The following is a 13801-nucleotide window of genomic DNA, read 5'->3' as shown; positions in this document are numbered from 1 at the left end:
GGTTTTTACAACCAAAAAAGAAGGTCGTTATGAATCGTTTTATTATGGCCAACAGTCAGCAATGTCTGGGTTGTCATGCTTGTGAAATCGCCTGTGTCATGGCTCACAATGATGAGCAACATGTCCTGAGCCAACACCATTTTCATCCCCGAATTACGGTTATCAAACATCAGCAGCAACGTAGTGCAGTGACCTGTCACCATTGCGAAGATGCGCCCTGCGCCCGTAGTTGCCCTAATGGCGCAATCAGCCACGTTGATGACAGCATTCAGGTCAATCAGCAAAAGTGTATTGGCTGTAAATCCTGCGTGGTGGCCTGTCCATTTGGTACGATGCAAATCGTCCTGACACCCGTCGCGGCGGGCAAAGTAAAAGCCACGGCGCATAAATGCGACCTTTGTGCAGGGCGCGAAAACGGTCCTGCCTGTGTCGAGAATTGCCCGGCGGACGCGCTGCAACTGGTCACTGATGCCGCACTCTCCGGCATGGCGAAATCCCGCCGCCTGCGCACCGCACGTCAGGAACATCAACCGTGGCATGCCAGTACCGCGGCACAAGAAATGCCGGTAATGAGTAAAGTCGAGCAAATGCAGGCAACGCCCGCGCGTGGCGAGCCGGATAAACTGGCGATTGAAGCGCGCAAAACCGGTTTTGATGAAATTTATCTGCCATTCCGTGTCGATCAGGCACAACGGGAAGCCTCGCGCTGCCTTAAATGCGGCGAGCACAGCGTTTGTGAATGGACCTGCCCGCTGCATAACCATATTCCGCAGTGGATTGAACTGGTGAAAGCCGGAAACATCGACGCCGCCGTCGAGCTTTCTCACCAGACCAACACCCTGCCGGAAATTACCGGACGCGTTTGTCCGCAAGACCGTTTGTGTGAAGGTGCCTGTACTATTCGCGATGAGCACGGCGCAGTAACTATCGGCAACATTGAACGCTACATTTCAGATCAGGCGTTGGCGAAAGGTTGGCGTCCTGACTTAAGCCATGTCACCAAAGTGGACAAGCGGGTGGCGATTATCGGTGCGGGTCCGGCAGGGCTGGCCTGTGCGGATGTTCTGACCCGCAATGGCGTAGAGGTGACGGTGTACGATCGCCATCCAGAAATCGGTGGCTTGCTCACTTTCGGCATTCCTTCTTTCAAACTGGATAAATCCCTGCTGGCACGCCGTCGGGAAATCTTCAGCGCGATGGGGATTCACTTCGAACTCAATTGTGAAGTGGGTAAAGATGTCTCTTTGGATTCGCTTTTGGAACAATACGACGCGGTCTTCGTTGGCGTAGGCACTTACCGTTCCATGAAAGCGGGTTTACCCAATGAAGATGCGGCGGGCGTTTATGACGCGCTGCCGTTCCTCATTGCCAACACTAAACAGGTGATGGGACTCGAAGAGCTACCGGAAGAGCCGTTTATCAATACCGCCGGACTCAACGTCGTGGTACTGGGCGGCGGCGACACCGCGATGGACTGTGTGCGTACTGCGCTGCGCCACGGCGCGAGTAACGTCACCTGCGCTTATCGTCGTGATGAAGCTAACATGCCAGGCTCGAAGAAAGAGGTGAAGAACGCCCGCGAAGAGGGGGCCAACTTCGAATTTAACGTCCAGCCGGTGGCGCTTGAGCTGAATGAACAAGGTCACGTTTGCGGGATTCGTTTCCTGCGTACGCGTCTTGGCGAGCCGGATGCCCAGGGGCGTCGGCGTCCAGTACCGGTGGAAGGCAGTGAATTTGTCATGCCAGCCGACGCGGTGATTATGGCGTTTGGCTTCAATCCGCACGGGATGCCGTGGCTGGAGTCGCACGGTGTAATGGTAGACAAATGGGGCCGCATCATCGCGGATGTGGAAAGCCAGTACCGTTACCAGACCACCAATCCGAAAATCTTCGCTGGTGGTGACGCCGTGCGTGGTGCGGATCTGGTGGTTACCGCAATGGCAGAAGGACGTCATGCGGCACAGGGGATTATTGACTGGCTGGGGGTAAAATCAGTCAAATCTCACTGATAGCCTGCGCAGACAAACCCGACTTCACAGCGTAAGATAATTGTTCATTTCGCGCTGTGGAGTCGGTATGACGCAACAAATCACCCTCATTAAAGACAAAATTCTCTCCGATAACTATTTCACCCTGCACAACATTACCTACGATCTCACGCGCAAAGATGGCGAAGTTATCCGCCATAAACGTGAAGTTTACGATCGCGGTAATGGTGCGACGATCCTCCTGTACAACGCGAAGAAAAAGACCGTGGTTCTGATTCGTCAGTTCCGCGTCGCTACCTGGGTTAATGGCAATGAAAGCGGGCAGCTGATTGAAACCTGCGCCGGGCTGCTGGATAACGACGAACCGGAAGTGTGTATTCGTAAAGAAGCGATTGAAGAGACGGGTTATGAAGTGGGCGAAGTGCGCAAATTATTTGAACTGTATATGTCGCCAGGCGGTGTGACTGAGCTAATCCACTTCTTTATCGCCGAATACAGTGACAGCCAGCGCGCTAACGCCGGTGGTGGTGTCGAAGATGAAGATATTGAAGTGCTCGAGCTGCCGTTCAACAAGGCGCTGGAGATGATCAAAACTGGCGAGATACGTGACGGTAAGACGGTGTTATTGCTTAACTATTTGCAAATGTCACATTTAATGGACTGAAAAATAACAATAATATTTCGTTGTTTATTATTGGCTCAATCCGATAAATCCGATTGAGCCGCGCTACCTGCGCAACGAAGATACGACTTGTGCTGTTTGTTTGAACTTCTGGGGTCGTACCGTCCATGCGCTATCGCATTTTCCTTCTCTTTTTTTTCGCTTTGTTGCCGACGTCTTTGGTGTGGGCGGCACCAGCGCAACGGGCGTTTTCCGACTGGCAGGTCACCTGTAATAACCAAAACTTCTGCGTGGCGCGTAATACGGGCGATCATAACGGACTGGTGATGACCCTGAGCCGCAGCGCCGGGGCGCATACGGATGCCGTTTTACGTATTGAGCGCGGCGGGTTGAAGTCGCCGGATGCGTCTGAAGGGGAGATAGCGCCACGGCTGCTGTTAGATGGCGAGCCGTTGGCGTTAAGTGGTGACAAGTGGCGGATTTCACCATGGTTATTAGTAACCGATGATACGGCAACCATCACCGCGTTTTTGCAGATGATTCAGGAAGGGAAGGCGATCACCTTACGCGACGGCAATCAGACCATTTCTCTGAGTGGCTTAAAAGCGGCGTTGTTGTTTATAGATGCTCAGCAAAAGCGCGTTGGCAGTGAAACCGCGTGGATAAAGAAAGGGGATGAACCGCCGCTCAGCGTACCGCCCGCGCCTGCGCTGAAAGAGGTCGCGGTGGTTAACCCAACGCCGACGCCACTCTCACTCGAAGAACGCAACGATTTGCTGGATTATGGAAACTGGCGGATGAATGGTCTGCGCTGCTCGCTTGATCCGTTACGTCGTGAGGTGAATGTCACTGCGCTGACCGATGATAAAGCGCTGATGATGATTAGCTGTGAGGCAGGGGCCTATAACACCATTGATTTGGCTTGGATTGTGTCGCGTAAAAAGCCACTGGCCTCGCGCCCGGTTCGGTTACGTTTGCCGTTCAACAGCGGTCAGGAGACGAATGAACTGGAACTGATGAACGCAACATTCGATGAAAAATCGCGTGAACTGGTGACCTTAGCAAAAGGGCGCGGATTAAGCGATTGTGGCATTCAGGCGCGCTGGCGCTTTGACGGTCAGCGTTTTCGCCTGGTGCGTTATGCCGCAGAACCCACCTGCGATAACTGGCATGGGCCAGACGCCTGGCCCACGTTGTGGATCACCCGTTAAACAAAATCCCAGATGCGCCCCTAAAAAGCGCACGGACTGTCCCCTCGCCCCTCTGGGGAGAGGGTTAGGGTGAGGGGAACATACAGCATCCGGCGATCACCATCAGGCACCTTTCACTCCCAGCACCTTATGCGCTTTTGCCACAATATTCTCGGCGGTAAAGCCAAAGAACGGGAACAGCTTATCTGCCGGAGCAGATTCCCCATAGCCGGTCATCCCGACAATTGCCCCTTTCAGACCAACATATTTGTACCAGTAATCGGCGATGCCTGCTTCCACCGCCACGCGAGCCGCAACGTTAGAAGGCAACACCGACTCGCGATATTCCTCATCCTGGGCGTCGAAAATATCGGTCGAGGGCAGGGAAACTACGCGTACATTGCGACCTTCTCCCGCTAATTTCTCTGCCGCTTGCAGGGTGATTTCCATCTCTGAACCGGTGGCAATCAAAATAATATCTGGCTTACCGCCGCTGTCTTTCAGTACATAACCGCCACGAGCAATCTCTTTAACCTGATCCGGCGTACGTTCCACCTGGGCCAGATTCTGCCTGGAGAGGATCAGTGCCGTCGGTCCGTTGTGGCGCTCAACGGCCAGCTTCCAGCCCACCGCTGCTTCCACCTGATCGCACGGTCGCCAGGTGCTGAAATTTGGCGTTAAGCGCAGACTGGCCAGTTGCTCAACAGCCTGGTGCGTAGGACCATCTTCGCCCAGACCAATTGAGTCGTGGGTATAAACCATAATCTGCCGCGCTTTCATTAGTGCCGCCATCCGCGCGGCGTTACGGGCGTATTCAACAAACATCAGGAACGTCGCGGTATACGGCACAAAGCCGCCGTGGTGCGCGATGCCGTTGGCGATAGCGGTCATGCCAAATTCACGCACCCCGTAGTGAATGTAGTTGCCCGCCGGATCTTCCTTCAGCGAAACAGAACCTTTCCAGATGGTCAGGTTGCTGGGAGCCAGATCCGCCGAACCGCCGAGCAACTCAGGCAGCATCGGCCCGTAAGCGTTAAGCGTATTTTGCGAAGCCTTACGGGTAGCGATTTTCGCCGGATTTGCCTGTAATTCATTGATATATTTCTGAGTCGTTTTCTCCCAGTCCTTCGGCAAACCGCCGCTCATCCGACGGGTAAACTCTTCTGCCAGTTGCGGATGGGCCTTTTTATAGGCGGCAAACTTCTCATTCCAGCTCTGCTGCGCTTTTTCGCCTTTTTCGCGGGCATCCCAGGCGTGATAAATCTCTTTAGGGATCTCAAATGGCGGATGGTGCCAGCCCAGTTTTTGCCGTGCCAGCGCCACTTCTTCTTCCCCCAGCGGTGCGCCGTGCGCCTCTTCCTTACCTGCTTTATTCGGCGAACCAAAGCCAATTACTGTGCGGCAGATAATCAGCGACGGCTTATCTTTCACGCTTTGCGCTTCAAGGATCGCTTTCTTCACCGCCTGCGGATCGTGACCGTCGATTTCATGGATCACATGCCAGTGATAGGCTTCAAAACGTTTTGCTGTATCGTCGGTAAACCAGCCTTCGGTTTCACCGTCGATGGAAATACCGTTGTGATCGTAAAAACCAATCAGCTTGCCCAGTCCCAGCGTGCCCGCCAGCGAACAGACTTCGTGGGAAATACCTTCCATCAGGCAACCGTCGCCCATAAACACATAGGTGAAGTGATCGACAATTTCATGATCCGGCTGGTTAAACTGCGCCGCCAGTGTACGCGCTGCTATCGCCAGTCCGACGGCGTTCGCCAAACCTTGTCCAAGTGGACCGGTGGTGGTTTCAACACCTGGCGTATAGCCAATCTCCGGGTGACCTGGGGTTTTTGAATGCAACTGACGGAAGTTCTTCAGCTCTTCCAGCGGCAGGTCGTAACCGGTCAGATGTAGCAAACTGTAGAGCAGCATCGACGCGTGGCCGTTGGAAAGAATAAAGCGGTCGCGATCATACCAGGTTGGGTCGATGGGGTTATGTTTAAGAAAATCGTTCCACAGCACTTCGGCAATATCAGCCATGCCCATCGGCGCGCCGGGATGACCAGAATTGGCTTTTTGTACCGCATCCATACTGAGTGCGCGAATCGCATTGGCAAGGTCTTTTCGGGACATATAACACTCCGTGGCTGGTTTATAGTTTGGCGGCAAGAAGATCTTCCAGTTTGCGTTGATCAACGGCGAACAGACGAATGCCTTCAGACAGTTTTTCTACCGCCATCGCATCCTGATTGTGCTCCCAACGGAACTCCGCTTCGCTCATGGGAGCGGGGCGTGGGAACGTCTGAGAAGGTGGGATTAATTTACGTACCACTGGCGAAACTTTTTCCTGCAGCTCCTTCAGCAAATTCGGTGCGATAGTCAGTCGATCGCAGCCGGTTAAGGCGAGGATTTGTTCGGTGCGACGGAAGCTCGCGCCCATCACAATGGTTTCATAGTGGTGTTGCTTATAGTAGTCGTAGATATTGCGTACTGATTTAACGCCTGGATCTTCTTCCACCACATACGGGTCCATCGGCTTGCGTGCCTGATACCAGTCATAAATACGCCCGACAAACGGCGAAATCAGAAAAACGCCTGCTTCTGCACAGGCCCGCGCCTGTGCAAAAGAAAACAGCAGCGTCAGGTTGCAGTTAATACCTTCTTTTTCCAGCTCTTCTGCCGCGCGAATTCCTTCCCAGGTCGAAGCCAGTTTGATCAGAATGCGTGATTTCTCAACGCCTTGTTGCTGATACAAGTCCACCAGATGGCGCGCCTTCTCAATACTCTTTTCTTTATCAAAAGAGAGGCGTGCATCAACTTCTGTTGACACGCGACCGGGTACGATTTTGAGAATTTCAGCACCGAAATTGACCGCCAGTTTGTCACACGCTGCGACCACCTGTTGTTCCTGGGTTTTGCCATTTTTTCTACCCCAGGCGATAGCATCGTCTATTAAATGCTCATATTGTGATAATCCGGCAGCCTTGAGTAACAGCGAAGGATTGGTGGTGGCATCCTGGGGATGATAATGGCGAATGGACTCAATATCGCCGCTGTCTGCCACGACAGTGGTGAACTGTTTGATGCCGTCTAACTCGTTCATAGGAAATACTCCTTGAAAAGTAAAGTGTTAGATGAGTGCGTTAATTCACACTTCTGAGAAATTTCGCTAAACGCATCAAAAAAGCATAGCAGACAGGCATGGTATTGCTGGATTAAGCAGGTAACATCAGTGTTATAGGATTATTACCAAAACATTATATTAATGGTGATAGTTTGGACTTGCTCAAAGTCTGTAGACTCCGGCAGGGTAATAATGTGCGCCACGTTGTGGGCAGGGGCTGTTGCCCACACACTTTATTTGTGAACGTTACGTGAAAGGAACAACCAAATGGATGACCAGTTAAAACAAAGTGCACTTGATTTCCATGAATTTCCAGTTCCAGGGAAAATCCAGGTTTCTCCAACCAAGCCTCTGGCAACGCAGCGCGATCTGGCGCTGGCCTACTCACCAGGCGTTGCCGCACCTTGTCTTGAAATCGAAAAAGACCCGTTAAAAGCCTACAAATATACCGCGCGCGGTAACCTGGTAGCGGTGATCTCTAACGGTACGGCGGTGCTGGGGTTAGGCAACATTGGCGCGCTGGCAGGCAAACCGGTGATGGAAGGCAAGGGCGTTCTGTTTAAGAAATTCGCCGGGATTGATGTATTTGACATTGAAGTTGATGAACTCGACCCGGACAAATTTATTGAAGTCGTCGCCGCGCTTGAACCGACCTTCGGCGGCATCAACCTCGAAGACATTAAAGCGCCAGAATGTTTCTATATTGAACAGAAACTGCGCGAGCGGATGAATATTCCGGTATTCCACGACGATCAGCACGGCACGGCAATCATCAGCACTGCCGCCATCCTCAACGGTTTGCGCGTGGTGGAGAAAAACATCTCTGACGTGCGGATGGTGGTTTCCGGCGCGGGTGCCGCAGCAATCGCCTGTATGAACCTGCTGGTAGCGCTGGGTCTGCAAAAACATAACATCGTGGTTTGCGACTCAAAAGGCGTTATCTATCAGGGCCGTGAACCAAACATGGCGGAAACCAAAGCCGCATATGCGGTGGTGGATGACGGCAAACGTACCCTCGATGATGTGATTGAAGGCGCGGATATTTTCCTGGGATGTTCCGGCCCGAAAGTGCTGACCCAGGAAATGGTGAAGAAAATGGCCCGTGCGCCAATGATCCTGGCGCTGGCGAACCCGGAACCGGAAATTCTGCCGCCGCTGGCGAAAGAAGTGCGTCCGGATGCCATCATCTGTACCGGCCGTTCCGACTACCCGAACCAGGTGAACAACGTTCTTTGCTTCCCGTTCATCTTCCGTGGCGCGCTGGACGTTGGCGCAACCGCCATCAACGAAGAGATGAAACTGGCGGCGGTACGCGCGATTGCAGAACTGGCCCATGCGGAACAGAGTGAAGTGGTGGCTTCAGCTTATGGCGATCAGGATCTGAGCTTTGGTCCGGAATACATCATTCCAAAACCGTTTGATCCGCGCTTGATCGTTAAGATCGCTCCTGCGGTCGCGAAAGCAGCGATGGAGTCGGGCGTTGCGACGCGTCCGATTGCTGATTTCGACGTCTACATCGACAAGCTGACTGAGTTCGTTTACAAAACCAACCTGTTTATGAAGCCGATTTTTTCCCAGGCTCGCAAAGCGCCGAAGCGCGTCGTTCTGCCGGAAGGTGAAGAGGCGCGCGTTCTGCATGCCACTCAGGAACTGGTAACGCTGGGGCTGGCGAAACCGATCCTTATCGGTCGTCCGAACGTGATCGAAATGCGCATTCAGAAACTGGGCTTGCAGATCAAAGCGGGTGTTGATTTTGAGATCGTCAATAACGAATCCGATCCGCGCTTTAAAGAGTACTGGACTGAATACTTCCAGATCATGAAGCGTCGCGGTGTCACTCAGGAGCAGGCGCAGCGTGCGCTGATCAGTAATCCGACAGTGATTGGCGCGATCATGGTTCAGCGTGGCGAAGCCGATGCAATGATCTGCGGTACGGTGGGCGATTATCATGAACATTTTAGCGTGGTGAAAAATGTCTTTGGTTATCGCGATGGCGTTCACACCGCAGGTGCCATGAACGCGCTGCTGCTGCCGAGTGGTAACACCTTTATTGCCGATACATACGTTAATGACGAACCAGACGCAGAAGAGCTGGCGGAGATCACCTTGATGGCGGCAGAAACTGTCCGTCGTTTCGGTATTGAACCGCGCGTTGCTCTATTGTCGCACTCCAACTTTGGTTCTTCTGACTGCCCGTCTTCGAGCAAAATGCGTCAGGCGCTGGAACTGGTCAGGGAACGTGCACCAGAACTGATGATTGATGGTGAAATGCACGGCGATGCAGCGCTGGTGGAAGCGATTCGCAGCGACCGTATGCCGGACAGCCCTTTGAAAGGTTCCGCTAATATTCTGGTGATGCCGAACATGGAAGCTGCCCGCATTAGTTACAACTTATTGCGCGTTTCCAGCTCGGAAGGTGTGACTGTCGGCCCGGTGCTGATGGGGGTGGCGAAACCGGTTCACGTGTTAACGCCGATCGCATCGGTACGTCGTATCGTCAACATGGTGGCGCTGGCTGTGGTTGAAGCGCAAACCCAACCGCTGTAATTCATTCTTAACTCTCACGCTTACCCTGAATATTCAGGGTAAGCGGTTTTCCTGAAATATATTAGTAAAGCTTATTACTGAGTTTACGAATAATAAAAAAAGCAGTATATGAAATATCTCGATATTATTTTATTTATATTCATGCGTCGCATATGAAAGTTTATTCATAACAGTAAATATCTCTCCATTCTTAGTGATCTACCTCACCTTTTAAACGCGCTTGCCGAATTTTGTTATTTACTCTGACGAAAAATTGTCACGATACACGAAAGTTTTTCACAGGCGGCGACTCATGGATAAAGAACGCATCATTCAGGAATTTGTGCCCGGTAAACAGGTCACACTGGCGCATCTCATCGCGCATCCCGGCGAGGAACTGGCGAAGAAAATCGGCGTTCCTGATGCGGGCGCAATCGGCATTATGACGCTAACTCCCGGCGAAACGGCGATGATCGCCGGTGATTTAGCACTAAAAGCCGCCGATGTGCATATCGGTTTTCTCGACCGTTTTAGCGGCGCGTTGGTGATTTATGGCTCGGTGGGTGCAGTAGAAGAAGCGTTATCACAAACCGTCAGCGGTTTAGGGCGTTTATTAAATTATACGCTTTGTGAAATGACCAAAAGTTAATACGAGGCATTCATGAAACGAATTGCGTTTGTGGGTACCGTCGGGGCAGGAAAAACAACGTTATTTAATGCGTTGCAGGGAGATTATACCCTCGCCAGAAAAACGCAGGCCGTAGAATTTAATGATAAGGGTGATATTGATACGCCGGGTGAATATTTTAGCCATCCCCGCTGGTATCACGCCTTAATTACCACGCTACAGGATGTGGACATGCTGATCTATGTCCACGGCGCGAATGACCCGGAAAGTCGGTTGCCTGCCGGGTTGCTGGATATTGGCGTCAGCAAACGGCAAATCGCCGTCATCAGTAAAACGGACATGCCAGATGCTGACGTCGCCGCAACGCGAAAGTTATTGCTTGAGACGGGCTTCGAAGAGCCGATTTTCGAGCTAAACAGCCACGACCCGCAAAGCGTGCAGCAACTGGTGGATTATCTGGCATCTCTCACCAAACAGGAGGAAGCAGGTGAAAAAACTCATCACAGCGAATGATATTCGTGAAGCACACGCGCGCGGCGAACAGGCAATGTCCGTGGTTCTGCGCGCCAGCATTATTACCCCGGAAGCCCGTGAAGTGGCAGATCTACTGGGTTTTACCATCACTGAATGTGATGAATCGACCCCGGTAACGGCGTCCGTTCCCGCCTGCGTGCCAGCCGATAAAACCGAAAGCCAGCGTATCCGCGAAACCATCATCGCCCAGCTACCGGAAGGCCAGTTTACCGAAAGCCTGGTCGCGCAGCTGATGGAAAAAGTGATGAAGGAAAAACAGTCACTGGAGCAGGGTGCAATGCAGCCGAGTTTCAAATCGGTGACCGGCAAAGGCGGCATCAAAGTTATTGATGGCAGCAGCGTCAAGTTTGGTCGTTTCGACGGCGCAGAGCCGCATTGCGTGGGCTTGACTGATCTTGTGACCGGAGACGACGGCAGCAGCATGGCCGCCGGTTTTATGCAGTGGGAGAACGCATTCTTCCCGTGGACCCTGAACTACGACGAAATCGACATGGTGCTGGAAGGGGAGCTGCATGTTCGCCACGAAGGCGAAACCATGATCGCCAAAGCAGGCGACGTAATGTTTATCCCGAAAGGCTCCAGCATCGAATTTGGTACGACATCCAGCGTGAAATTCCTGTATGTCGCCTGGCCGGCTAACTGGCAATCCCTATGAAAGATTTCATCACCGAAGCATGGCTAAGAGCGAATCATACGCTTAGCGAAGGCGCAGAGATCCATCTCCCTGCGGACAGTCGCCTGACGCCCTCTGCCCGGGAGTTGCTGGAAAGCCGCCATCTGCGCATCAAGTTTATTGACGAGCAGGGCCGCCTGTTTGTTGACGATGAACAGCAGCAGCCGCAGCCCGTTCACGGGCTGACCAGTAGTGATGAACATCGGCAGGCGTGCTGCGAACTGTGCCGCCAGCCGGTGGCGAAAAAGCCGGACACGCTGACTCACCTGTCGGCGGAAAAAATGGTCGCCAAAAGCGATCCGCGTCTGGGTTTTCGCGCGGTTCTCGACAGCACCATTGCGCTGGCAGTGTGGCTGCAAATTGAACTGGCGGAACCGTGGCAGCCGTGGCTGGCGGACATCCGCTCGCGTCTTGGCAACATTATGCGCGCCGATGCGCTGGGGGAACCGCTGGCCTGCCAAGCGATTGTCGGGCTTTCTGACGAAGATCTGCATCGGCTTTCTCATCAGCCGCTGCGCTATCTTGGTCACGATCATCTGGTGCCGGAAGCCAGCCACGGGCGCGATGCGGCGTTACTCAATCTGCTACGCACCAAAGTGCGGGAAACCGAAACCGTAGCGGCGCAGGTGTTTATAACCCGCAGTTTTGAAGTATTACGCCCGGACATCTTGCAGGCGCTGAACCGCCTTTCGAGCACGGTCTACGTGATGATGATCCTGAGCGTAACGAAGCAGCCGCTAACGGTGAAGCAGATCCAACAACGACTGGGGGAAACGCAATGATTATTGAACGTTGTCGTGAACTGGCGTTGCGAGCGCCCGCCAGAGTGGTTTTTCCGGATGCGTTAGATCAACGTGTGCTGAAAGCCGCGCAATATTTACATCAACAAGGTCTGGCAACGCCCATTCTGGTCGCCAATCCGTTTGAACTTCGTCAGTTTGCGCTCAGTCACGGCGTGGCGATGGACGGGCTACAGGTGATAGATCCGCATGGCAACCTCGCAATGCGGGAAGAATTTGCTCTCCGCTGGCTGGCCCGTGCGGGCGAAAAAACGCCGCCGGATGCGTTGGAAAAACTCACCGATCCGCTGATGTTCGCTGCCGCAATGGTCAGCGCCGGGACAGCGGATGTCTGTATCGCGGGCAATCTCTCTTCCACGGCGAATGTGCTGCGTGCCGGATTACGCATTATTGGCTTACAGCCAGGCTGTAAAACGCTCTCCTCCATTTTCCTGATGCTGCCACAGTACAGTGGCCCCGCATTGGGCTTTGCCGATTGCAGCGTAGTGCCACAGCCGACGGCGGCGCAACTGGCGGATATCGCGCTTGCCAGCGCCGAAACCTGGCGCGCCATCACCGGAGAAGAACCGCGCGTGGCGATGCTGTCGTTTTCCAGCAACGGTAGTGCCCGTCACCCCTGCGTTGCCAACGTCCAGCAGGCGACAGAAATCGTCCGTGAGCGCGCACCGAAGCTGGTGGTGGATGGCGAGTTGCAGTTTGACGCCGCCTTCGTGCCGGAAGTGGCGGCGCAAAAAGCGCCTGCCAGCCCGCTACAAGGCAAGGCCAATGTGATGGTTTTTCCGTCGCTGGAAGCCGGAAATATTGGCTACAAAATCGCACAACGACTCGGCGGATATCGTGCCGTCGGGCCATTGATACAAGGGCTTGCCGCGCCGATGCACGATCTCTCTCGTGGTTGTAGCGTGCAGGAAATTATCGAGCTGGCGCTGGTGGCAGCTGTGCCGCGTCAGACAGAAGTGAACCGCGAAAGCAGTTTACAAACACTGGTTGAATGAACGGTCCCGTTCTGGACCCTGATAAAGAGGAAAGCACAATGGAAGCATTAGGAATGATCGAAACCCGGGGCCTGGTTGCACTGATTGAGGCTTCTGACGCGATGGTGAAAGCTGCGCGCGTCAAGCTGGTTGGTGTTAAGCAGATTGGCGGCGGCCTGTGTACTGCCATGGTTCGTGGTGATGTTGCAGCCTGTAAAGCCGCGACCGACGCAGGTGCCGCCGCGGCACAGCGTATCGGCGAGCTGGTATCTGTACACGTTATCCCGCGTCCGCACGGCGACCTGGAAGAAGTCTTCCCGATCGGCCTGAAAGGCGATAGCAGCAACCTGTAATCACCCTGTGTGACGTCGATTCGGGCGTCACGCTCTCTCCTTTTTCAGTTTACCTTCCGCGGAGGGTAGGGGGAGCTTTTACCTGAAATACGCCACGGAGGCGGGTATGAAACTGGCAGTCGTCACTGGACAAATTGTTTGTACCGTACGCCATCACGGACTGGCGCATGACAAATTGCTGATGGTGGAAATGATTGATCCACAAGGTAATCCTGACGGGCAATGCGCCGTCGCCATCGACAATATTGGCGCGGGAACCGGGGAGTGGGTGTTGCTGGTGAGTGGCAGTTCCGCCCGCCAGGCGCATAAAAGCGAAACGTCACCGGTCGATCTGTGCGTGATTGGCATTGTCGATGAGGTGGTGTCTGGCGGTCAGGTAATTTTCCACAAATAAG

13 protein-coding genes are annotated in these 13801 nt (G+C 53.6%); 11 read left to right on the top strand and 2 right to left on the bottom strand.

Annotation, left to right across the window (positions count from 1 at the left end):
- Window positions 1-29: 29 nt before the first annotated feature.
- The 3 genes from aegA to ACJHWK_RS01705 all read left to right on the top strand — a co-directional run bounded on the left by aegA (window position 30) and on the right by ACJHWK_RS01705 (window position 3821).
- Entirely contained in the window at window positions 30-2009 is a 1980-nt protein-coding gene (gene aegA, locus ACJHWK_RS01715) for a formate-dependent uric acid utilization protein AegA (RefSeq protein WP_170886211.1), read from the top strand.
- A gap of 67 nt (window positions 2010-2076) precedes the next feature.
- Window positions 2077-2652 carry a GDP-mannose pyrophosphatase NudK gene (gene nudK, locus ACJHWK_RS01710; RefSeq protein ID WP_001389740.1) on the top strand — a complete coding sequence of 192 codons (576 nt, stop codon included), beginning with the start codon at window positions 2077-2079 and terminating at the stop codon, window positions 2650-2652.
- A gap of 125 nt (window positions 2653-2777) precedes the next feature.
- Window positions 2778-3821: a DUF1176 domain-containing protein gene (locus ACJHWK_RS01705; protein ID WP_001270526.1), complete on the top strand. Its 1044-nt coding sequence runs from the start codon at window positions 2778-2780 to the stop codon at window positions 3819-3821.
- Between the two features lie 102 nt (window positions 3822-3923).
- Here ACJHWK_RS01705 and tkt read toward each other — a convergent pair whose 3' ends face one another.
- Together tkt and tal are read right to left on the bottom strand one after the other, a co-directional pair.
- Window positions 3924-5927, bottom strand: coding sequence for a transketolase (tkt, locus tag ACJHWK_RS01700; protein ID WP_170886212.1), 2004 nt, complete (start codon window positions 5925-5927; stop codon window positions 3924-3926).
- A 19-nt stretch (window positions 5928-5946) separates the two neighbouring features.
- Complete coding sequence (tal, locus tag ACJHWK_RS01695; RefSeq protein WP_001003734.1) at window positions 5947-6897, bottom strand: transaldolase; 951 nt, start codon at window positions 6895-6897, stop codon at window positions 5947-5949.
- A 288-nt stretch (window positions 6898-7185) separates the two neighbouring features.
- Here tal and maeB point away from each other — a divergent pair, with 288 nt between their 5' ends.
- From maeB to eutN, 8 genes are all read left to right on the top strand, one after another.
- Window positions 7186-9465: an NADP-dependent oxaloacetate-decarboxylating malate dehydrogenase gene (gene maeB, locus ACJHWK_RS01690; protein WP_000342645.1), complete on the top strand. Its 2280-nt coding sequence runs from the start codon at window positions 7186-7188 to the stop codon at window positions 9463-9465.
- A gap of 292 nt (window positions 9466-9757) precedes the next feature.
- A complete protein-coding gene (eutS, locus tag ACJHWK_RS01685) occupies window positions 9758-10093 on the top strand; it encodes an ethanolamine utilization microcompartment protein EutS (protein WP_000356956.1) in 336 nt (111 codons plus the stop codon).
- Between the two features lie 12 nt (window positions 10094-10105).
- The gene (gene eutP / locus ACJHWK_RS01680) at window positions 10106-10585 is read left to right on the top strand and encodes an ethanolamine utilization acetate kinase EutP (protein WP_000820771.1); all 480 of its coding nucleotides are present in this window, start codon (window positions 10106-10108) and stop codon (window positions 10583-10585) included.
- Window positions 10560-11261, top strand: coding sequence for an ethanolamine utilization acetate kinase EutQ (gene eutQ / locus ACJHWK_RS01675; RefSeq protein WP_000733922.1), 702 nt, complete (start codon window positions 10560-10562; stop codon window positions 11259-11261). The genes eutP and eutQ overlap by 26 nt, the downstream gene beginning before the upstream one ends.
- Window positions 11258-12061 carry an ethanolamine utilization cob(I)yrinic acid a,c-diamide adenosyltransferase EutT gene (eutT, locus tag ACJHWK_RS01670; protein ID WP_000651312.1) on the top strand — a complete coding sequence of 268 codons (804 nt, stop codon included), beginning with the start codon at window positions 11258-11260 and terminating at the stop codon, window positions 12059-12061. The genes eutQ and eutT overlap by 4 nt, the downstream gene beginning before the upstream one ends.
- The gene (gene pta, locus ACJHWK_RS01665; RefSeq protein ID WP_000582995.1) at window positions 12058-13074 is read left to right on the top strand and encodes a phosphate acetyltransferase; all 1017 of its coding nucleotides are present in this window, start codon (window positions 12058-12060) and stop codon (window positions 13072-13074) included. The genes eutT and pta overlap by 4 nt, the downstream gene beginning before the upstream one ends.
- A 38-nt stretch (window positions 13075-13112) precedes the next feature.
- The gene (gene eutM, locus ACJHWK_RS01660) at window positions 13113-13406 is read left to right on the top strand and encodes an ethanolamine utilization microcompartment protein EutM (protein WP_000387713.1); all 294 of its coding nucleotides are present in this window, start codon (window positions 13113-13115) and stop codon (window positions 13404-13406) included.
- 106 nt (window positions 13407-13512) lie between these two features.
- Window positions 13513-13800 (top strand): ethanolamine utilization microcompartment protein EutN, encoded by a 288-nt coding sequence (gene eutN, locus ACJHWK_RS01655; protein ID WP_000762196.1) that lies wholly within the window; start codon window positions 13513-13515, stop codon window positions 13798-13800.
- The last annotated feature ends 1 nt before the right edge of the window (window position 13801 follow it).

The sequence above is a fragment of the Escherichia sp. WS547 genome, from assembly GCF_046486065.1.
GTDB lineage: Bacteria > Pseudomonadota > Gammaproteobacteria > Enterobacterales > Enterobacteriaceae > Escherichia > Escherichia coli.
This window is presented reverse-complemented; position numbering and strand designations above follow the sequence as displayed.